At 62.4% G+C, this 19,708-nt stretch carries 17 protein-coding genes; 10 read left to right on the top strand and 7 right to left on the bottom strand.

Going from position 1 to position 19,708, the window contains the following annotated elements; all coding sequences use genetic code 11:
* Positions 1–133: 133 nt before the first annotated feature.
* The 3 genes from AB5Y93_RS09285 to AB5Y93_RS09275 all read left to right on the top strand — a co-directional run bounded on the left by AB5Y93_RS09285 (position 134) and on the right by AB5Y93_RS09275 (position 3,253).
* Complete coding sequence (locus AB5Y93_RS09285) at positions 134–544, top strand: CBS domain-containing protein (protein WP_041212425.1); 411 nt, start codon at positions 134–136, stop codon at positions 542–544.
* Between the two features lie 328 nt (positions 545–872).
* Complete coding sequence (locus AB5Y93_RS09280; protein ID WP_043156284.1) at positions 873–1,973, top strand: porin; 1,101 nt, start codon at positions 873–875, stop codon at positions 1,971–1,973.
* 335 nt (positions 1,974–2,308) lie between these two features.
* Positions 2,309–3,253 (top strand): chemotaxis protein CheV, encoded by a 945-nt coding sequence (locus AB5Y93_RS09275; protein WP_368229217.1) that lies wholly within the window; start codon positions 2,309–2,311, stop codon positions 3,251–3,253.
* Between the two features lie 87 nt (positions 3,254–3,340).
* Here AB5Y93_RS09275 and AB5Y93_RS09270 read toward each other — a convergent pair whose 3' ends face one another.
* Complete coding sequence (locus tag AB5Y93_RS09270) at positions 3,341–3,949, bottom strand: arylesterase (protein WP_039040186.1); 609 nt, start codon at positions 3,947–3,949, stop codon at positions 3,341–3,343.
* Between the two features lie 57 nt (positions 3,950–4,006).
* Here AB5Y93_RS09270 and AB5Y93_RS09265 point away from each other — a divergent pair, with 57 nt between their 5' ends.
* A complete protein-coding gene (locus AB5Y93_RS09265; protein ID WP_010675507.1) occupies positions 4,007–4,717 on the top strand; it encodes an ABC transporter ATP-binding protein in 711 nt (236 codons plus the stop codon).
* A gap of 64 nt (positions 4,718–4,781) precedes the next feature.
* Positions 4,782–7,223, top strand: a complete 2,442-nt coding sequence (locus AB5Y93_RS09260) for an ABC transporter permease (protein ID WP_368229216.1) — start codon at positions 4,782–4,784, stop codon at positions 7,221–7,223.
* A 42-nt stretch (positions 7,224–7,265) separates the two neighbouring features.
* On the opposite strand, the gene AB5Y93_RS09255 is transcribed toward AB5Y93_RS09260, so the two are convergent.
* Positions 7,266–8,171: a TIGR01777 family oxidoreductase gene (locus tag AB5Y93_RS09255; protein ID WP_214004343.1), complete on the bottom strand. Its 906-nt coding sequence runs from the start codon at positions 8,169–8,171 to the stop codon at positions 7,266–7,268.
* A 245-nt stretch (positions 8,172–8,416) separates the two neighbouring features.
* Between AB5Y93_RS09255 and AB5Y93_RS09250 the strand changes: the two genes are divergently transcribed.
* The gene (locus AB5Y93_RS09250; protein ID WP_368229215.1) at positions 8,417–9,958 is read left to right on the top strand and encodes an EAL domain-containing protein; all 1,542 of its coding nucleotides are present in this window, start codon (positions 8,417–8,419) and stop codon (positions 9,956–9,958) included.
* A 63-nt stretch (positions 9,959–10,021) separates the two neighbouring features.
* Here the strand turns inward: AB5Y93_RS09250 and AB5Y93_RS09245 are convergent, their stop codons facing one another.
* Positions 10,022–11,203 carry a PLP-dependent aminotransferase family protein gene (locus tag AB5Y93_RS09245; protein WP_368229214.1) on the bottom strand — a complete coding sequence of 394 codons (1,182 nt, stop codon included), beginning with the start codon at positions 11,201–11,203 and terminating at the stop codon, positions 10,022–10,024.
* 199 nt (positions 11,204–11,402) lie between these two features.
* The gene (locus tag AB5Y93_RS09240) at positions 11,403–12,470 is read right to left on the bottom strand and encodes a M28 family metallopeptidase (RefSeq protein WP_368229213.1); all 1,068 of its coding nucleotides are present in this window, start codon (positions 12,468–12,470) and stop codon (positions 11,403–11,405) included.
* Positions 12,471–12,730: 260 nt separating this feature from the next.
* Here AB5Y93_RS09240 and trmB point away from each other — a divergent pair, with 260 nt between their 5' ends.
* The 4 genes from trmB to AB5Y93_RS09220 all read left to right on the top strand — a co-directional run bounded on the left by trmB (position 12,731) and on the right by AB5Y93_RS09220 (position 16,142).
* On the top strand, positions 12,731–13,444 hold the full coding sequence (gene trmB, locus AB5Y93_RS09235) for a tRNA (guanosine(46)-N7)-methyltransferase TrmB (protein WP_010675501.1): 714 nt from the start codon (positions 12,731–12,733) through the stop codon (positions 13,442–13,444).
* Positions 13,445–13,470: 26 nt separating this feature from the next.
* Complete coding sequence (locus tag AB5Y93_RS09230) at positions 13,471–13,803, top strand: YggL family protein (RefSeq protein WP_039040181.1); 333 nt, start codon at positions 13,471–13,473, stop codon at positions 13,801–13,803.
* Positions 13,804–13,899: 96 nt separating this feature from the next.
* Entirely contained in the window at positions 13,900–14,820 is a 921-nt protein-coding gene (glsB, locus tag AB5Y93_RS09225) for a glutaminase B (RefSeq protein WP_010675499.1), read from the top strand.
* 29 nt (positions 14,821–14,849) lie between these two features.
* Positions 14,850–16,142, top strand: coding sequence for a sulfurtransferase (locus AB5Y93_RS09220; protein ID WP_151027893.1), 1,293 nt, complete (start codon positions 14,850–14,852; stop codon positions 16,140–16,142).
* 82 nt (positions 16,143–16,224) lie between these two features.
* Here AB5Y93_RS09220 and AB5Y93_RS09215 read toward each other — a convergent pair whose 3' ends face one another.
* From AB5Y93_RS09215 to AB5Y93_RS09205, 3 genes are read right to left on the bottom strand one after another with little or no spacing between them, the layout of a single operon-like run.
* The gene (locus AB5Y93_RS09215; protein ID WP_368229212.1) at positions 16,225–18,312 is read right to left on the bottom strand and encodes a YjbH domain-containing protein; all 2,088 of its coding nucleotides are present in this window, start codon (positions 18,310–18,312) and stop codon (positions 16,225–16,227) included.
* Positions 18,312–19,061 (bottom strand): capsule biosynthesis GfcC family protein, encoded by a 750-nt coding sequence (locus AB5Y93_RS09210; protein ID WP_041212433.1) that lies wholly within the window; start codon positions 19,059–19,061, stop codon positions 18,312–18,314. Before AB5Y93_RS09210 ends, AB5Y93_RS09215 begins: the two co-directional genes overlap by 1 nt.
* Positions 19,058–19,702: a YjbF family lipoprotein gene (locus tag AB5Y93_RS09205; protein ID WP_368229211.1), complete on the bottom strand. Its 645-nt coding sequence runs from the start codon at positions 19,700–19,702 to the stop codon at positions 19,058–19,060. Before AB5Y93_RS09205 ends, AB5Y93_RS09210 begins: the two co-directional genes overlap by 4 nt.
* Positions 19,703–19,708 lie beyond the last annotated feature (6 nt).

Below are 19,708 nucleotides of genomic sequence, written 5' to 3'. Positions count from 1 at the left end.
GGCTCGATTGAAGGAGAGAAACTGGCGTGGATCTTACGTGAAATGACACAAATTTGCACTTGAGGGCGGGGGGGATGGCTGCCGCCGGAAAAACGTGTCATAACAGAGACATCTGGGGGGCAGGAGGCTGACCATGTTGATTAAAGAGATCATGACGACCCGGGTCGCGACCGTTTCCATGGATGACAGGCTGAGCGTCATCAAGGAGATCTTCGAGCAGGCCCATTTCCGCCACCTCCTGGTGGTGGAAGAAGAGAAGCTGGTGGGGGTCATCTCGGACCGGGATCTGCTGCGTGCCATCAGCCCCTATCTGGACACGGATGCCGAGATGAACCGGGACACCGAGACCCTCAACCGGCGCGCCCACCAGATCATGAGCCGTGAACCCATCACCGTCTCCCCCGAACGCTCCCTGAAAGAGGCCGCCGGCCTCATGCTGGAGCACCAGATCTCCTGCCTGCCTGTGCTGGAAAACGGCGCCCTGGTGGGCATAGTGAGCTGGAAGGATCTGCTGAGGGTCATGCGCGGCTGGCAGCCGGTCTGACGAGGCGGGGAACATAAGCGGGGAGTCCGTGTCGCCCGGCAGCGCTTCCCTGCTTCTCGCCTTGTTGAAGGATTAAACTGCATTAATCAAATCTTTCAGTTCACTTATATTGCAAAAGTGATTTTTGTGGTCATAAATTCCACCAATGTTATTTAATGTGACACTATATGTCGCGGTGCCTGCTCGAATTGATGCTTTTATAATTAATCGTTCGCCGCTTCAGTTCCCATCAAGGTTTCCGGATCTACCTTAGGCCATCGGCACATCAACCGATCATCACGACCGAACTCTGGTCTGACAGAGAGTGCTTACACCTGAGGAAAGAACAATGAAAAAGACAGCATTGACGATGGCCATCTCCAGCCTGCTGCTGGCCGGTGGTGCACAGGCCGCCAACGTTTACGATCAGAATGGTACCAAACTGGACATCGGCGGCCGCGTCAACGGCATGTACTACGGCACCGATGACAACGCCACCGAAGGCGATGCCAGCTACCTGCGTCTGCACATCGCAGGTGAAACCAAGGTTGACGAGGATCTGACCGCGTTCGGCTTCGCCGAGTACAACCTGCCGGTCTCCGGTTCTGACAACGACGAGCTGCGTTACGCCTATGCGGGCATCAAGCACGATCGCTTCGGTGCCTTTAGCTACGGCCGCCAGGACGGTCTGTTCACCAAGGCGGTGAACAACTACACCGACGTGCTGCCGGAGTGGGGTGGTGATGGTCTGGGCAAGGACACCGAGGTGTTCGGCACCGGTCGTACCAACGGCCTGGCCCAGTACATGTACAACTGGCAGGGGCTGACCCTGGGTGCCCAGTTCACCGGCAACAACGACCCGCAGAACGCGAGCCGCAGCGAGCGCGTCGGCCCGAACAGCACCTGGAGCCCGAAAGGTTCTTCCGAGGGGTATGCCCTCTCTGCCAACTATGACTTCAACATGGGCCTGAGCCTGGGTGCCGCCTACAACCAGGCAGGCAAGACCGACGAGCAGGCCGAGAACGTGAGCTTCGGCGGCGACAGCGACGCCAAGCTGTTCGGGGTGGGCGCCAAGTACGCCGTCGGCAACCTCTACATGGCCGCCACCTACTCCCACGGTGAAGATCACCTCTTCGTGGACACCGGCTCCCTGCGCGGTTACGCCGAGAAGATGGATGGTTACGAAGCGGTCGTGCAGTACAACATCACGCCGAAGTTCAAGCCCTCCCTGGCCTACCTGCGTACCGACGTGAAGGACAGCGCTCACGGCATCGATGACACCGCGACCGAATATGTCTCCGTGGGCGCCTGGTACAACTTCACCGACAACTTCAATGCCTACGTGGACTACAAGATCAACCTGCTGGACGAAGTGGGTTCCACCGGCAAGAACAGCCTGAACAAGTCCACCGACGACATCGTCGCCGTGGCCCTGCAGTACAACTTCTAAGTCGTCCCGGACGCATTGCACATCCCAGGACCGGCCCATGTGGCCGGTCTTTTTGTTGCTGGCTGACCGCGCTGGATGACAAGAGCGGCACGCCGGGGTTCAGCAATGGCCCCGTGTGGTCGATACCCTTGTTGTCGGGGCCGGTGCGTGGCTGTGCTTGCCATGAGGCAGTGATGGGGCGATGATCACGCCCCGTGGTCAAGATCCTATCTTTCCTCGACGCTTTTCATTATTTCTATATAGGCTTGCGTTGTCCCGACAGGGAAAGCGGGGCTGGTTGGCATGTCGCAGCTCCGGTGCGGGGCAATTTCGGGAAATGGACGTAAGGGCGTTATATGGCGAGCATATTGGATTCAGTGGATCAACGTACCCAGCTTGTAGGGGAGAATCGCCTGGAACTGCTGATGTTCCGTTTGGGTGGCCAGCAACTGTTTGCGATCAACGTCTTCAAGGTGCGGGAAGTGGTCAAGCTGCCCCATCTGAACAAGATGCCGGGGTCCCACCACAACATCAGCGGTGTCGCCAACATTCGCGGCGTCTCCATCCCCGTCATCAACCTGCGCGGTGCCATCGGGATGCGCCCCATGGCCATCGATCAGGAGTCCAATCTCATCATCACCGAGTACAACCGCACCATTCAGGGATTCCTGGTGGGGCAGGTGGCCCACATCGTCAACATGACCTGGAAGGACATACTGCCGCCGCCCCGTTCGGCGGGTCGTGCCAACTACCTCACCGCCATCACCCGCATCCCGGAAGGGGGCGTCGACCAGATCGTCGAGATCATCGACGTGGAGAAGGTGCTGGCGGAGATCATCACCTATGACGTGCGCATCTCGTCCGAGGTGCTGGACGAGGAGATCCTGCCCCAGATGCAGGGACGTCGGGTGCTCATCGTCGATGACTCCAGCACGGCCCGCAACCAAGTGCGCGAGACCCTCGCCCAGCTCGGGCTCGAGGTCATCGAGTGCCAGGACGGCTTGCAGGCCCTCAAGCTGCTCAAGGGGTGGTGCGATGCGGGCAAGAAGGTGACCGACGAGATCATGCTGATGATCACGGACGCCGAGATGCCGGAGATGGATGGTTATCGCCTGACTCACGAGGTGCGCAGCGATCCGCGCATGTCCGATCTCTTCATCACCCTGAATACTTCTCTGAGCGGTAACTTCAACGAGGCCATGGTCAAGAAGGTGGGGTGTGATCGCTTCATCTCCAAATTCCAGCCCGACTTGCTGGTGGACGTGGCCCAGCAGCGGATGCGGCAGATCCTGGGTCGTTGAACCCGGCACGCCGAACCATGAAAAAGCCCCCGCCATGCGGGGGCTTTTTGCTGGGCAAGGGGAAGGGCCATGGGCCCGGCCACCGGGCTACTGAGTCAGCAGAGGCTCGACAAAGCGGGCGACCTTGTCGCGGATCCGAGGCTGGGCGGCGGCCGTCGGGTGCAGTCCATCGTTCATCATGAGTTCAGGGCGCAGCACAATATCATCCAGAAAGAAGGGCATCAGCGGCAGGTCGTTGGCCTTCGCAAGGTCCGGGAAAATCTGCTCGAACTGCTGCAGATAGCGCGCCCCATAGTTGCGGGGCAGCAGGATCTGGGTCAGCACCGTCTTCGCCTGGTGCGCCCGGGTGAGCTCGATCATCTTGGTCAGGTTGGCCCGGGTGATGGCGGGAGCAAAGCCCCGCAGCCCGTCGTTGGCGCCGAGTTCGATCAACACCCAGTCCGGTTTGTGGGTTTCGAGCAGGGCGGGCAGGCGGGCCAGGCCGCCCTGGGTCGTTTCACCGCTGATGCTGGCATTGATGAGGGTGTGTTCTCCCCCCTGCTGTTGCCACTTTTCATTGAGCAGGGCAGGCCAGCTCTGTTCGGCCTGCATCTGGTAGCCGGCACTCAGGCTGTCGCCCAGTACCAGCAGGGTCTGGGCCTGGACGGACGCTGCCCAGCAGCACAGGCAACTCACGGCAAACAAGAGACGCATCATGCAGTCAACTCCCACGTTCTATTGTCATTACAGGTTCAGGCAAACAGGATACCCAAGATGAGTTCAACGCCCATTATCGCCGTCAGGGGGCTCGGTAAAACCGTTCGCCTCGGTCAGGAAAGCCTCACCATCCTTGAAGGGATCGATCTGCAAGTCAATACCGGCGAGACGCTGGCGCTGGTCGGTGCGTCCGGTTCCGGCAAGTCCACTCTGCTCGGTTTGCTGGCCGGTCTCGATCTGCCGAGCAGCGGCGAGATAGAGATCCTCGGCCACTCCCTCACCCGGCTGGACGAGGAGGGACGCGCCAGGCTGCGGGCCGAGCAGGTGGGGTTCGTGTTCCAGTCGTTCCTGCTGCTGCCCACCCTGAGCGCCCTGGAAAACGTCATGTTGCCGGCCGAGCTGCGGGGGGAGACCGACAGCGAGCCCCGTGCCCGGGAGCTGTTGGCACAGGTCGGTCTGGGAGAGCGGTTGCACCACCTGCCGCCGCGCCTCTCCGGCGGCGAGCAGCAGCGGGTCGCCATTGCCCGTGCCTTCATGACCCGCCCCAGCCTGCTGCTGGCGGATGAGCCCACCGGCAACCTCGACAGCAAGACCGGGGAGACGGTGATCGAACTGCTGTTTCGTCTCAACCGCGAGCACAACACCACCCTGGTGGTGGTGACCCATGACCATGAGCTGGCCCAGCGCTGCCAGCGGCAGCTGGTGATGTCAGCCGGGCGGCTGGAGGCACAGACTGTCATGGCGGCCAGGGTGGGAGAGCTGTCATGAGTCAGTGGAGACAGAGCTGCACCAGGGGATCGCTGGCAGCAGCATGGACGGTGAGGGAGGCATCATGAGTCAGTGGCGACTGGGATTGAAGCTGCTGCGCCGGGAAGGGTTCAGCGGCGAGCTGCGCTGGTTTGTGCTGGCGCTGGCGCTGAGCGTCGCCTGCGTGCTCAGCGTGGCTCTGGTGGCGGATCGGCTGGACGCGGGGCTCAAGGCCTCCGGGCGGGATTTCATCGGAGGGGACAGGGTGCTGCGCTCCGCGACGCCGGCACCGGCAGAGTGGCTGGCGCAGGCGCATCAGGAGGGGCTTGCCGTGCAGACCACGGTCAGCTTCAACAGCATGCTGTTTCACGGCGATACCCTGCAACTGGCCTCCATCCGCGCCGTGCCCGGGGATTTTCCTTTCTACGGCAAGCTTGAGCTCACTCCCCAGCGCGCCCCGGCGCCCGGCGAGATCTGGCTCTCCGCCAGGGTGATGCAGCTGCTCGGCGCCAAGGTGGGGGAGGTACTCGAGGTCGGCAACACTCGGCTGACGGTGGCTGGGGAGTTGGGCCAGGAGCCGGATCAGGGGTTCAGTCCCTTCCAGATGGCGCCAAGGGCCTTGATCCACAGCGCCGATATCGAGGCGACCGGGGCCCTGCTGCCGGGCAGTCGCCAGCAGTGGCGCTATCTCGTCAAGGGGCCCCGCGACGCCATCGCCCGCTATGAGGCCTGGCTCAACCCCAGGCTGAGCGCCGGGCAGAAGCTCGTCAAACCCGACGATCAGGGTACCCAGGTGGGGAAATCCCTGGGCAATGCCGAGCGCTTCTTCCGTCTGGCATCCCTTGCCGGCGTGCTGCTCGGCGCCCTGGCCATGGGGATAGCGGTGCGCCATTTCGCCGAGCGCCAGACCAACATGGTGGCCCTGCTCAAGACCTTGGGGGCCTCGCGGCGCACCCTGTGGCAACTGATGGGCACCCTGCTGTTCTCCCTGACCCTGGTGGGGGCCCTGATGGGGCTGGTGGCGGGCAGCGCCATGCAGTGGCTGACCCTGAACCTGCTGGGGGATCTGCTGCCTGCGGATCTGCCGCCCCCCTCCTGGCGACCCTTTGCCCTGGGCCTTGCGGTTGCCTTCTTCATCACCCTGATGCTGGCGTTCGTTCCCTTCCTGAGGCTGCTCAAGGTACCGCCGCTGCGGGTGCTGCGCCGGGAACTGGAGGCGGGGATCCCCCCCTGGCTGACGGTGCCCGTGGGGCTCATCGGGCTGTTTGCCCTGGTGTGGGGCTTTACCGCCGACATCAGGCTGGCCTGCGGGCTCATCGGTGGCATGGGGGTGTTGATGGCGCTGCTGGCCCTGCTCGCCTCCGTGCTGCTGCGTCTTGGCAGTCGGCTCAAGGGGCCCCATGCCCTGCGCCTGGCCATCAATCACCTCTCCCGGGAGCGGGGCAGTGGTCTGTTCCAGCTGGCGGGCTTCGCCCTGGCCCTGATGCTGTTCGGACTGCTGTGGGCGGCGCGGGTCGATCTGCTGGAGGATTTTTCCACCCGGTTGCCTGCCGACTCCCCGAACCGCTTCCTGGTCAATGTGGCGGACAGCGAGCGGGAAGGGATCCTGGCCGATCTGCACCAGGCCGGGGCCATCACCTCGGACTTCTACCCCATGGTGCGCGGGCGCCTGATCCGTATCGCCGGTGAGGCGGTGGGGGAGGATGCGGCGCGGGAGGGGGTGGACAGGGAGCTCAACTTCACCACCACATCGGCCCTGCCCGCCGACAACAAGGTCACTGCCGGTCAATGGCTGGCCGGCAAGGGGGAGGTCTCCGTCGACGAGGCGCTGGCGGGACGGCTCGGCATCGCGCTCGGAGACGTGCTCGGCTTCACCATAGAGGGGCGGGCGTTCGAGGCCAGGGTGACCAGCCTGAGGTCCATCAAGTGGGACAACATGAGGCCGAACTTCTACATGATCTTCTCGCCGGATGTGTTGGCCCCCTTCTCCCAGACCTGGCTCGGCAGCTATCGTCTGCCGCCTGAGGGGCGAGGGGCAGAGGTGGAACTCATCCGCCGCCACCCCACGGTGAGCCTCATCGATGTGGAGGATCTGATAGGCCGCCTCACCCTGGTCTCCGATCAGGTGAGCCGCGCCCTGGGGTTGATGCTCGGGCTGGTGACGGTGGCCGCCCTGCTGGTGCTGCTGACCCAGACCCAGGCCGGCATGGCCCATCGGCGCCGGGAGCTGCTGCTGATGCGCACCTTGGGGGCGGGCAGCGCCCTGCTCGAGAAGATGTTGCGCTGGGAGCTGGTGGCGAGCGGTGCCCTGGCAGGGCTCTGCGCCGCCATGGTGGTGGAGCTCTGCTCCTTCGGTCTGCAGTGGTGGTGGGAGGGGGCGCAGTGGCAGTTCCACTGGGCCATCTGGGCGGCACTCCCACTGCTTGGGGCCGTGCTGGTGACCCTGGCCGGACAGGGCATGCGCCGCCAACTGCTGGCGGGTACCCTGAGCGACCGGCTCAGGGGACTGGGGCAGGGGCTGCTCTGATGGCTCGACACATCCCGACCTCGGTCGGGATGTGTCATTGGGTCAACGGGGTGAGTGCAGCAGATTGTCCAGAGCGCCGGGCAGGGCCGGGAAGCTGAAGTGAAAACCGGCCTGCTGCAAGCGGGCGGGCAGTACCTGCTGTCCGGTGAGCAGCAGATCCGCCGCCTCTCCCATCAGGAGTCGCAGGAGGGGGGCCGGTACGAAGAAGAGGTGCGGGCGATGGAGCGTGGCGGCCAGGGTCTCGCTGAACCGGCGATTGCTGACCGGTTGCGGGGCCGTGCCGTTGAAGATGCCGTCACACTCGCCGTGCTCGATGAGAAACAGCATGGCCCGCACCAGATCCTGCACGTGGATCCAGCTCATCATCTGGGTGCCGCTGCCCATCGGGCCGCCGAGGCCGAGGCGGTAAGGGGGCAGCATCCTGGGCAAGGCGCCCCCCTCCATGCCGAGTACCAGGCCGATGCGCAGGATGCAGACCCGGGTCTGGGCCGAGCGGGCCTGCTGGGCAAGCTGCTCCCACTGCTGACAGAGACGGTGGGTGAATTCGTCGTGAGGGTTCTGGCATGTTTCATCCAGAGGAGCGTCATCCTGGCGGCCATACCAGCCGATGGCGGAGGCATTGAGCAGCAATCTGGGGGGCGTGCTGGAGAGTTTGACGAGATCCACCAGCTGTTCGGTCAGCAGCCAGCGGCTGTTGCAGAGCAACTGCTTGCGGGACTCGCTCCAGCGTCCGGCGGCGATGGGTTCGCCGGCCAGGTTGATGACGATGTCCACGTCATTGAGGTGATCCAGCCTGTCCAGGCTGTCCAGCAGGGTGACATCGTGGCCGAGCAGCTCGTAGGCCCGGCTGCCCTGGCGGGTCAGCACGACTACTTCGTGCGCCACCTTGAGGTGTGCCACCAGACGGCGGCCGATAAACCCCGTGCCCCCCGTGATCAGTATCTTCATGTCCTGCCTCCCTGACGCTCTAGGGTCTACTCTAGAGCCTGGGTGCCCGATGGACAAGCTCCTGTTTTTATGAGCATTATGATTTTTGTCTCCCAAGACGCCGCCCCCTTTGTCCACGGGGTTGCCGGGCGTTGCGACCACGGGGGGCGCCGTGGCGTGGCGGTATCAGGGGCTCATTCCGGCTTGCCAAACGGGCGCCAGCGGGTAAACTCGAGCGCTTTTTCGCCATGTTCATGAGGGCCGTTATGCCATTTCGACGTTTGAAGGTGCGTCAATTCTATGTCCGGCTGCTCTGTGCCTTGCTGGCCGGTCTGTTGCCCATGCTCCTTGGGCTTGTCATCGTCATCTGGCAGACCGCCACCGGCGTGAAACAGGATGCGGTGGCGCGCCTGGAACATGCCAGGGTCATGTTCGACCGCACTCTGGACAATGCCCAGTTGGCGGCGTCGGCCCTCACCGGCAGCCTGGGCAGGCCCTGTCTCGAGGTGGTGCAGGGGCTCAGGGATCAGGTGGCCACGGTGCCGGATGTGCGCAGCGTCAACCTGGCCAGGGGGGATCGGATCTACTGCTCTTCTCTCTATGGCCCGGTCGATGGCGGCATCAAACTGGATGACTATGTCGGGGGCAGGCTCGACCTGATGAAGGGCAACCCGGTCACCCCGAATCGCCCCCTCATCGCCTACCGGGAAGAGGTGGGCGAGTTCAGCGTGCTGGTGGGGGTCGACGGCTACTACCTGCTCAACATCCTGGACATGCTGAGCCGCAACTCCCCACTGGGGCTGGTGGTCGGCAACGAGATGCTGCTGCGAAACAGCGAACTCACCGACAAGCTGATCCCCAAGGATCGCAATGGCTATCTCGAACAGGTCTCGACCAGGTACCCGTTCAAGGTAGTGACCACGGTGTCGGTGGATGAGTACCGTGCCCACATCTGGGACTACTCCAAGGTGGGCGTCATTATTTATCCTCTGCTGAGCCTGCTGCTCGGGGTGGCGGTCTTCTGGCTGATGGGCCGTTCGACTTCGCCGGCCCAGGAGCTGAAACGGGCACTGTCCCAGCAGGAATTCATCCCCTATCTGCAACCCGTGGTGAACGGGGAGGACGGCCACTGGAGCGGTTGCGAGGTGCTGATGCGCTGGCAACACCCCCGTCAGGGGATGATCTCGCCGGATCGCTTCATTCCCCTGGCAGAGGACAGTGGTCTCATCGTGCCCATGACCCGGCTGCTGATGGCGCAGGTGCGCGAACAGTTTGCGGGCAAGGCGCACCATCTGCCGCGAGGGTTCCACTTTGGCTTCAACATCAGCGCCAGCCACTGCAAGGATCTGAGCCTGGTGGAGGATTGCCGGGATTTCATCAACGCCTTCAAGGGGAATCCCATCAAGCTGGTGCTGGAGCTGACCGAGCGCGAGCTCATCGTGGCGGACGAGACGACGGACCGGCTCTTTGCCGAGCTGCATGCCCTCGGTGTCTTCATCGCCATCGACGATTTCGGCACCGGCCACTCCAGCCTGACCTACCTGCAGACCTTCCAGGTCGACTTCCTCAAGATCGATCAGAGCTTCGTCGGCATGATTGGGTCGGACGCGCTCTCCAGCCACATCGTGGAGAACGTCATCGATCTGGCGACCCGGCTCGGTCTGCAACTGGTGGCGGAAGGGGTGGAGAATCAGGTGCAGGCCGACTATCTGAAGGCCCGCGAGGTGACCTTCCTGCAAGGCTATCTGTTTGGCAGGCCCATGCCCATGAAGGAGTTTGTCAGCCAGCTGACCGGGCAGGGGCGATGAGGGGCAAGCGCGAGGCAAAAAAAACCAGCGACCGGGTCGCTGGTTTTTTTATGGCCGGATGGCTCAGAGCATGCGGGCCAGGGCGCGGCACAGACGCTGAACACCCTCTTCCGTGGTCGCCTCATCCACACAGGAGAAGCTCAGGCGCAGGGTGTTCTGGATCTCGGGGCGCACATAGAAGGGGGCGCCGGGCACGAAGGCAACCTTCTCCTTGATGGCCTCGTCGAACAGGGCCATGGCACTGACGCTGGGCGGCAGGGTCAGCCAGAGGAACATGCCCCCTTCGGGACGGGTGTAGCTGACGCCGGGCGGACAGTGGCGGGCGAGGGCGGCTTCCATGGCGGCACGCTGGCGACCATAGACCTCCTTGATCTTCTCCAGGTGAGCGTCGAGGGAGTTGTCGGTCAGGAAGCGGTGCAGCACCTGCTGGCTGAAGGCGTTGCTGTGCAGGTCGGTGGCCTGCTTGGCGATGGTGACCTTCTTGCGCAGCCAGTCCGGCACCACCATCCAGCCCAGGCGGAAGGCGGGCACCACCGTCTTGGAGAAGGACCCGAGCAGCACGGTGTTGTGGGGGGCCAGCTTGGCGATGGGAGGGAGGTGTTCCCCCTCGAAGCGCAGCTCGCCATAGGGGTCGTCTTCCACCATCAGCAGATCATGGCGCACCAGGCGCTCCGCCAGGGCTTCCCGGTTGGCGCGGCTGTAGGAAACACCGCTCGGGTTCTGGAAGTTGGGCACGCCGTAGAGCAGCCTGGCGCTGGAGCCCTGCTCCAGCAGCGCATCCAGCGCGGCCAGATCCAGCCCCTCTTCCGCCAGGGTGATGGGCTTGAAATTCGGTTGATAGACGGAGAACGCCTGGATGGCGCCAAGGTAGCCCGGCTCTTCGATGATGAGATCCTGCCCCTCGTTCACCAGCACCTTGCCCAGCAGATCCAGCGCCTGCTGGGAGCCGCTGGTGATGAGGATGTTGTCAGGATTGACGGCCATGCCGTGGCGGCTCAGGTAGCGATCGGCGATGAACTGGCGCAGCGGGGCAAAGCCCTCGGTGGTGGCATATTGCAGCGCGGCGGCTCCCTGCTCGCGCAGCACGTCCTGACAGGCCTGGTCGATGGCCTTGACCGGGAACAGATGGGGGTTGGGCAGGCCGCCGGCGAAGGAGATGATCTCCGGATTGGCGGCAACTTTGAGGATTTCGCGGATAAAGGAAGGCTCGACCTTCTCGAAGCGCTGGGCAAAAAACGGCTGCATAGGGTTCTCTCTGACTAGGTGGCGGTCGCTCCATTCAACCGCCAGGTTATCCGTTTGTATCAGATTTCAGAAATGAGGCAATGGCTGTCACAAAAATCCATAAAAAAGGGCAGGTTTGGCACCTGCCCGAATTTTATCGTCCCGACCCCGGCCGGGGGCGCAAAAACCCCTGTCAGGGGGACATCGGGCGGGATGGGGCTCAGAGCCCCGGCGCCTTGAGGAAGCGGATCATCAGGTCGGTGTTGGCCCCGAGCTGCTGCTCGATCCGGCCCGGGAAGAGCTCGGCCATCTTGTCGAGGCGATCATGCTCCGTGTGCCAGATCTTGCCCCACTGGGTCTCGCTGTCCCGGTCGCAGGCGCTCTTGGTGGCGTCGTCGTAGCAGTCCCACAGCGCCGGATTGGTGCTCTGGGAGTAGCCGTCATAGCCATCTTCCCCGTTGATGGTGAAGTTGGTGGCCTCCACGTAGGCGATGGGCACCCCCAGGCAGGCGAAGGGGGCATGATCGGACCAGCTGCCGGTCTCCCCTTCCGGATAGCCGCTGTAGCTGGGGTGGATGGCGAACGGGGTGGCGGTCTGCTGGGAGATGGCCAGCAGGCGATCGCGCACCTTGGGATCGAAGCTGTAGCGGTTCGGGTCGGCGCAGTTGTACTCGGCCACGTCGGAGTGGGCCGAGTGGACATAGACGATGTCACCCCCGGCGATGGTGTCGTAGTTCACCATGGCCAGCAGCTTGGCGACGGCATCGGTGTCGAGACTGGCGGCATAGGCTTTGGAGCCGTTGAGGCCGTTCTCCTCGGCGCCGAAGAAGGCGAAGCGCACCGTGTAGGGCAGGGTCTCTCCCTTGAGTGCCTCGGCAACCGCCAGCAGGGCGGCGACGCCGGCCCCGTTGTCGGTGGCGCCTTCGGATCCTTTCTTCTCGCCGGTGCTGTCATAGTGGGCACCGATGAGGATCACCTTGTCGCTCTGACCCTTGAGCTCGGCGACGATGTTCTGGGAGGTTCGATCTGTGCCGCCCCGGGTGTAGGTGAATGGCTGGTTCTGCACCTCGTAACCCCAACCGGCCAGGTGATCCTGGATCCAGGCGGCGGCGCGGGTTTCGGCCTCGGTGCCCGTGGGACGAGCGCCTATCCCTTCTGCGCCAGAGCTCAGTTGCACCAGAAATTCATGGGCCTGAGCTGCGGGGGCAGGGGGTTGGGAGTCGTTGTCTGAGGGGTTGCAACCGGCCAGCAGGGCAGGCAGGGCGAGGGCCAACAGGGTTTTCTTCATACTGCAATCCTTTGTTGTATATGGTTTTATTTTTCCGCGTCAGGATGAACCCGACGTCCGGCAGATTCTGTGAAGGGGGTGGCATTTGTCAACCTTGCCGGTAGATGTGGGCAGTCCCGGGGGATTTGTTGTGGGAAACACTTGCGCCTTGTGCCTATCTTGGGATAATTCGCTCCCCTGTTTTTGCGAACTGATGCAATAACGAGCGATCCATTTATGTCGGCTCTGTTCCAGAGCGATGCAATAACGAGCAATTTACTATGTCTGTGACCCAAGATGTGTTTAACGAAGACGGCAAGTTCATGCGCAAGATCCGCAGCTTCGTCCGTCGCGAAGGCCGCCTGACCAAAGGGCAGGAGAAGGCCCTGGAAGAGCTCTGGCCGGTCATGGGCATCGATTTCGCACCAGAGCCGCTCGACATGGTGGCCCTGTTTGGCCGCGAGGCACCCGTGGTGCTGGAGATCGGGTTCGGCATGGGCGCCTCCCTGGTGGAGATGGCCAAGAACGCCCCCGAGAAGAACTTCATCGGCATCGAGGTGCACTCTCCGGGTGTGGGCGCCTGCCTTGGCACCGCCCAGGAGGCGGGCGTCACCAACCTGCGCGTCATCTGCCACGATGCGGTGGAGGTGCTGGAGCACATGATCCCGAACGGTTCTCTCTCCTGCCTGCAGCTCTTCTTCCCTGACCCCTGGCACAAGAGCCGCCACCACAAGCGCCGCATCGTGCAGCCTGCCTTTGCCCAGGATATCCGCCAGAAGCTTGCCATCGGTGGCGTCTTCCACATGGCCACCGACTGGGAGAACTACGCCGAGCACATGCTCGAGGTGATGAGTGCCGCCGAGGGGTACGAGAACACCTCCGCCACCGGCAACTGGGTGCCCCGTCCCGACTGGCGCCCCCTGACCAAATTCGAGCAGCGTGGCCATCGTCTGGGCCATGGTGTCTGGGATCTGATTTTCAAACGAGTCAACTGAGTCAACGTATCAACTAAGGAGCTATCATGGCCAACCGTAGCCGCCGTCTGCGCAAGAAACTGCGCGTCGATGAATTCCAGGAAATGGGGTTCGACATCAGTTTCAACTTCCCGGTCGGCACCGCCGAAGAGACCATTGATGCCGTGGTCGATGCGCTGATCGACGAGGTGATTGAGCCTCGCAAGCTGGCCTTCGCCGGCTCGGGTCACCTGGCCTGGGAAGGGATGATCTGTACCCAGCAGCTCGGCAAGTGCACCGACGAAGACCGTTCCGCCGTTCAGACCTGGCTGCAAGGCAAAGGGCTGGAGGCCGTGGTGGTCACCGAGCTGTTCGATCTCTGGTACGGCGAGCCGGCCTGATATCTGACTGCCTCCCGGGCAGATAGAAAATCCCGCCGCCGGCGGGATTTTTGTCGGTGGGCTGGCCCCGCCTCGTTTCACGTCATGGAATAGCCAATGGTGTTGTCATCCGAATTACTGGCCGGCATCCTGGAAGAGGTGCGTCCGCTGCTCGGGCAGGGGAAGGTGGCCGATTACATTCCCGCCCTGGCCCAGGTGCCTGCCGACCGGCTGGGGATCGCGGTCTGTACCGTTGAAGGGGAATTGTTCACCGCAGGTGACGCTTTCGAGCCCTTCTCCATCCAGAGTATCTCCAAGGCCCTGAGCCTCACGCTGGCCTTGACCCTCTATCAGGAGGAGGAGATCTGGGCCCGGGTGGGCAAGGAGCCCTCTGGCCAGCCGTTCAACTCCCTCGTCCAGCTGGAGTTCGAGCAGGGCATTCCTCGCAACCCCTTCATCAACGCCGGTGCCCTGGTGGTGAGCGATCTGCTGGAAACCCGGCTCACCGCTCCTCGCCAACGCACTCTGGAGCTGGTGCGCCGCCTGTGCGGCAACCCGGCCATCATGGCGGATCAGGTGGTGGCGCGCTCCGAGTACCAGCACTCCGCCCGCAATGCCGCCATCGCCTATCTGATGAAGGCCTATGGCAACTTCGAGAACGAGGTGGACAAGGTATTGCAGAGCTACTTCAATGCCTGCGCCATCCGCATGAGCTGCGTCGATCTGGCACGAGCCTTCGTCTATCTGGCCAACCGGGGCGTCCCCCTTGGCGAGAGCACGCCCCTGCTGCCGGCCCGTACCACCAAGCAGGTCAATGCCCTGCTCGCCACCTGCGGCCTCTATGACGAGGCGGGCGACTTCGCCTACCGGGTCGGCATGCCGGGGAAATCCGGGGTGGGGGGCGGCATCATGGCGCTGATCCCGGGAGAGCTTTCCATCTGCGTCTGGTCACCCGAGCTCAACAAGGCGGGCAACTCCCTGGCCGGGACGGCGGCGCTGGAGCTGCTGGCCGAGCGCCTGGGCCGCTCCATTTTTTAACTCTCTTCACTATGCATCGAGACGACATCATGAAACGAATGACTGGACTGTGGCGAAGCTGCCTGACCGCCTTGCTGCTCTGGTGTGCCTGGCCCGCGCTGGCCGCCGAGCTGCCCCCGCTCTCCCTGGCGGATGCCAAGGGCAAGGAGGCGGTGATCCTGGATACCCGCCCGAGCTATTTCTATCAGGGCTGGCCCATGGACGGGGAGAAGCAGGGGGGCCATGTAGCCGGTGCCGAGCTGCTCTCCGCAGAGTGGAAATACAGCGACGAGGAGTGGCCTGCGGCGCTTGCGAGCAAGGGGCTGAAGGCCGACAAACCCGTCGCCCTCTATGGCACCCCTCGCGAGGTGGCCGAGGTGGCCCGTCTGCTGCGCCAGCAGGGCATCAAGCAGCTGTTCGAGCTGCAGGGATGGAAAGAGGCGCCCCGGGAGCACCTGGCACGCTGGCAGCAGCTGGTCCATCCGCTCTGGCTGGCGGACTTGCAGGCAGGCAAACCGGTCATCGCCGCCCCCAAGGGGGAGTGGAAGGTGTTCGAGGTGGACTGGGGATCCCCCAAGGCCTATCTGCTGAGCCACATTCCGGGAGCCGGCTACATCGACACCAACCGGCTGGAAGGGGAGCCGCTGTGGAACAAGGTCTCTGACGAGGCGCTCAAGGCGCTGCTGCTGGAGAACGGCATCCGTCATGACACCACCGTCATCCTCTATGGCCGCAACACCATGGCGGCGGCCCGTGCGGCCCATCTGATGATGTATGCGGGGGTCGAGGATGTGCGGCTGCTGGATGGCGGGCTGGAGGCCTGGTTCGTGCAGCATCTGCGCACCGAGACCGGTCTGGCCAATACCTTCAAACCGGCCAGGGAGTTTGGCGTGGCCATCCCCGCCCGTCCCGAGTTCTACACCACCCTTGACCAGGCCAAGGCCCTGCTCAAGCAACCGGACGGCGCTCTGGTCAGCGTTCGCACCTGGGACGAGTTCGTGGGCAATACCTCGGGCTACAGCTACATCAAGCCCAAAGGGGACATTCCCGGGGCCAGATGGGGTCATGGCGGGGTGGATGCCAACAGCATGAGCGACTTCCACAACCCGGACGGCACCATGAAGCCCGCCCGCGAGATCCTCGCCATGTGGGACGAGTGGAATATCGAGCCGACCCAGCAGGCCGCTTTCTACTGCGGCACCGGCTGGCGCGCCTCCGAGGCGTTCTTCTACGCCTGGCTGATGGACTGGAAGCGGATCAGCGTCTACGACGGCGGCTGGTACGAGTGGAGCATGGATCCGGCCAACCCCACCGTCACCGGCGAGCGCAAGCCGGGCAACTGAGACGGCAATGCCGAGCAGCGGAAATAAAAAAGCACCTTCATGGAAGGTGCTTTTTTTGTCTGCAAGGCATGGTGAACCGGGATCAGAAGGAGGCCACGCTGGTCTGGTCGTAGAGGCCGTACTTCCTCGACAGCATCTGGCCGCCGTCCCGGGTCAGGGGAACCCAGCTGATGTTGGCGCTGTCGATGGTGGACTTGAACATCATCAGGTCGAACGGGATGGTTATGTAGAGGCCCTTGGTGAAGCTCCCTTCGCCGTACTCTTCTGCCGACACATTGGTGAAGGTGGCAAAGAAACCGGCGCTGATCCCCGAATCAAAGGTCTTGGCGAAGTTGAACGTGGCGCCATAGTCCCCCGCGAGGTAGCGACCCACCGAGATCTGGGCGGTCACCTTGTCCAGAAACGCCGGTTGCCAGTAGGTGGTGACATGGCCGGTGGCGATCTGGTAATCGGCGAGCTGGAGGGTGTTCTCCCAGTCCCGCTGCCTGACCAGGTTGAGATCGGCGCCGATGGCCCAGTTGCGGTTGAAGGGGCGATACAGGGCCTCCCCGCCAACACCGGCATACATCATCTCCAGATAACCGCCATAGGCCTGGCCGTACCAGCCATCGGCAAACTTGTCCATGTGGGTGAGCTGCAGGTTGTTGAGCAGCACATTCGATGACGTCACGTACTCCCGCACCCAGGTACGGACCCGGGGCAGGGCCTCTCCATCGGGCGGCGGCTCGGTGTAATTGAACTTGTCGTAGTTGTTGACGAGGTTGACGAAGATGGTGCTGCTCACCCAGTCGTGCTCGGTCATGTGCCAGTCGGTGTTGGCATTCAACCCGAGCTGGTACATGTAGAAACTCTCGGCTCCCCCGATGGACTGGCTCAGCTTGGGCACTATCTTGAAATCCCATGAGCGGGGTTCGGCTCCATGGCGCAGTGTGCCTTCGACGGGGGCCGGTGGCTGGCGGCTGACCTCGATCTCTTGTGTCTGGCCGAGGGGGAGATCGCTGTTGGCACGACGCACGGAGTCGAGATCGACTCGGCTCTCCTGCAGGGGCATCCCCTGCTTCTGCTCGATGATGCGCAGCTCTTTCACCGTGGAAGGCAGGGCATTGACGGCCAGCAGGGTGGCTCGCTGCTCGCTCTGGGCCTGATCCCTGTATCGGGTCTGCTCTGCCTCCAGCGTCAGGGTCTCCTTATCACTGTAGAGTGAGGCCTGTTGCCAGCCCCCATTGTTGGCCAGCTGGGAAGAGAGCGTCGACCAGTCGACCTGCTCCAGGGAGTCGACCTGGCTGGCCTGATAGGCCGGAACGGGGGGATCCATGACCTTGGGCAGCGACAGGGAGGGGTCGTTGAAGTTGGTATGCCATGTCAGCCCCCACATCAGGGTATTGCCGCGCTGATAGCTGAGGTGCATGTCGAACACATCGTAAGGCTGGTAGACGATGCCCACATTGATGGGGGTGCTCTGAACGATGGCCCCCGCCGACTCGTGACTGTAGTCGTTGCCCTCGTATTCGAGCTTGAGCCTGAGGGGCTGCCAGGGGGTCTGGTACTCTATCCCTCCATAGAGGGCCGCCGGGCCATGGAACAGGCTGCCGAATTCAAACTTGCCGCCGCTGCCCGAGAAGCCGTCATCACGCTGACACCAGCCTTCACGGACTTCACAGAAGGGGTTCTTGATGTTGCCGCTCTGACCCATGTTTCCCCACGCCATTCCCAGGGTGAAATCAAGGTTCTTGTAGCGTTTGCTGGCGACGATGTATTCGCTGTCAAAGAGCCCGGTCCCCATCACATCGCGCAGGCCCACAGAGACCTGTGGGCGCCAGGTGGATTCGGTCCAGAGTCGGGCTTTGACATCCAGCCCCTTGTCCTTGTAGGTCTGGTCGCCACTGAAATTCTCGTCATTGCTGTAGAGCCGGGTGCGAATGTCGGTGTATCTCAGGGTGGCTTCCAGCCAGGAGAATGGCTGCATGGAGATGGACCAGCGCCGGTATTCCTGGTCATCCATGTAGTTGAATGAAAACTCGCCTTCCGGAGCCATGCGTGCCGTCGGCATCTGGAGCAGGCCCACGCCACCAAAATCACTCTGGGTGGGGAGGAGAGGCGAGAAGCTGTCCGTGTTGGCAAACGCGAAGGGGGAGGCAAGCAGCGAGAGAGTGGCGATTCTGGTCAGCATTACTCGGGTATCCGATTAGCAATCATGTCGGCAATACGGAGATTGATGTTCTTGAACTGGGCAGGCAACAGCGCCGGATCGAAACCGGCAAACAGGGTTGCACCCGGCATGGGCTCGATATGGTATTCGTTCCACACCGCGACGGGGGACAACTGGACGCGGCCATCCGGCTGGATGAGATAGACCTCGCCAGGGTTGGCGCCGGGTAGCAGACTGTGGCCCTGCCAATATTCAGCCAGCCCCTTGGCGGGTTCATGGGGCATGGACCTGCGACTGTTGATCAATCCCAACAGGTAAAGGCTGGATGGCCTGCGAGAGAGATAGAGAGAATAGTCGCCAGACAGACGAGGGTTGTTTGCCGGCTCCACTCTGCTGAGATCCGGATCCAGCTTGATGTCAATCCGACCGGCCACATCGAGCTGATCCAGCTCGCGCAGCAGTTGCTGGGTGGCCTGAACCAGACCGCCCTGATGCGCTCTCATCCAGAAAACCTGGAGGGCTTTCAGATCGCTGAGCAGCTGTTCTTTGGCTTGCTGTGCAGACTCATCTTGGGCGGGGGAGGAGATGATGGCGGCAGGCCAGTAGACGTCGCCGGGCAAGCCGGGCGCATTCAACAGTTGTTCCAGACGCTGGCTATCGGAGAGGGAAATGGTGGTCTTGCTGGCATGGCCGACCATCACCCGGGTGATGCTGTCGGCATGAAGCCAGGGGGCATAGCCAATCAGAAGCGAGAGTATGATTTTTTTCATGGTGCATAGGGCTTGGTGAAGACCATCTCGATGGTGCTGTTGTCAGGGCCGATGTGCTGAATGGTTTTTCTGACCAAGCCCGTCTTTTTGTCCAGCCAGTAATAATTCTGCCACGTCAGGTCATCCTTCACCGACTGGACCGTCTCTTCGTAGAGGGAGGTCGTCAGCACGGCGCCATTGATATCCAGATTTTCATCAGCCAGCTGTTTGAAGGTGGTGTGGAGGTTTCTTCCGCTGTGGCGAAGTTGTTCCCATTCGGCCAGATAACTGAATTGGGCATCGCCGGGAATGACGGCCTGACTCAAGGGATCCGCCATGGTGGCGGCGAAATAGCGAAGATCATTATCCAGCTTGAGCGTCTTGGTAATTCGACCATGCTCGGTCACTATCAAGCCTCTGTCGCTGCTGACCCAGGAGAGGCGGTCTCCCTCGGCAAAGGCGAGCACGAGCAATACAGGTGGTCTGTCGTCAACGGTGAGCAATGCACTGGCATAGGGCAGCTTTTCGATGGCTTCCGGAGTAATGGTTATCTCATCATCCGCAGTGAAGATATATTTGAGCTGTTGATAGCTATCAACGTTGCTGTCTGCACAGCCAAACAACAACATTGATAGCAATAAAAGAATGCGCTTGATTAGCATGAAAGC

This window comes from Aeromonas sp. R10-1 (assembly GCF_040908465.1).
In the GTDB taxonomy this organism is placed as follows: domain Bacteria; phylum Pseudomonadota; class Gammaproteobacteria; order Enterobacterales; family Aeromonadaceae; genus Aeromonas; species Aeromonas caviae.
The sequence above is the reverse complement of the archived record's forward strand: the minus strand, read 5'-3'. Positions and strand labels throughout refer to the sequence as shown.

Bases quoted from the DNA above. Each gene is read 5' to 3' on its own strand.
- AB5Y93_RS09285 (WP_041212425.1), top strand. From the start codon at position 134: ATGTTGATTAAAGAGATCATGACGACCCGGGTCGCGACCGTTTCCATG.
- AB5Y93_RS09280 (WP_043156284.1), top strand. From the start codon at position 873: ATGAAAAAGACAGCATTGACGATGGCCATCTCCAGCCTGCTGCTGGCC.
- AB5Y93_RS09275 (WP_368229217.1), top strand. From the start codon at position 2,309: ATGGCGAGCATATTGGATTCAGTGGATCAACGTACCCAGCTTGTAGGG.
- AB5Y93_RS09270 (WP_039040186.1), bottom strand. From the start codon at position 3,949: ATGATGCGTCTCTTGTTTGCCGTGAGTTGCCTGTGCTGCTGGGCAGCG.
- AB5Y93_RS09265 (WP_010675507.1), top strand. From the start codon at position 4,007: ATGAGTTCAACGCCCATTATCGCCGTCAGGGGGCTCGGTAAAACCGTT.
- AB5Y93_RS09260 (WP_368229216.1), top strand. From the start codon at position 4,782: ATGAGTCAGTGGCGACTGGGATTGAAGCTGCTGCGCCGGGAAGGGTTC.
- AB5Y93_RS09255 (WP_214004343.1), bottom strand. From the start codon at position 8,171: ATGAAGATACTGATCACGGGGGGCACGGGGTTTATCGGCCGCCGTCTG.
- AB5Y93_RS09250 (WP_368229215.1), top strand. From the start codon at position 8,417: ATGCCATTTCGACGTTTGAAGGTGCGTCAATTCTATGTCCGGCTGCTC.
- AB5Y93_RS09245 (WP_368229214.1), bottom strand. From the start codon at position 11,203: ATGCAGCCGTTTTTTGCCCAGCGCTTCGAGAAGGTCGAGCCTTCCTTT.
- AB5Y93_RS09240 (WP_368229213.1), bottom strand. From the start codon at position 12,470: ATGAAGAAAACCCTGTTGGCCCTCGCCCTGCCTGCCCTGCTGGCCGGT.
- trmB (WP_010675501.1), top strand. From the start codon at position 12,731: ATGTCTGTGACCCAAGATGTGTTTAACGAAGACGGCAAGTTCATGCGC.
- AB5Y93_RS09230 (WP_039040181.1), top strand. From the start codon at position 13,471: ATGGCCAACCGTAGCCGCCGTCTGCGCAAGAAACTGCGCGTCGATGAA.
- glsB (WP_010675499.1), top strand. From the start codon at position 13,900: ATGGTGTTGTCATCCGAATTACTGGCCGGCATCCTGGAAGAGGTGCGT.
- AB5Y93_RS09220 (WP_151027893.1), top strand. From the start codon at position 14,850: ATGAAACGAATGACTGGACTGTGGCGAAGCTGCCTGACCGCCTTGCTG.
- AB5Y93_RS09215 (WP_368229212.1), bottom strand. From the start codon at position 18,312: ATGCTGACCAGAATCGCCACTCTCTCGCTGCTTGCCTCCCCCTTCGCG.
- AB5Y93_RS09210 (WP_041212433.1), bottom strand. From the start codon at position 19,061: ATGAAAAAAATCATACTCTCGCTTCTGATTGGCTATGCCCCCTGGCTT.
- AB5Y93_RS09205 (WP_368229211.1), bottom strand. From the start codon at position 19,702: ATGCTAATCAAGCGCATTCTTTTATTGCTATCAATGTTGTTGTTTGGC.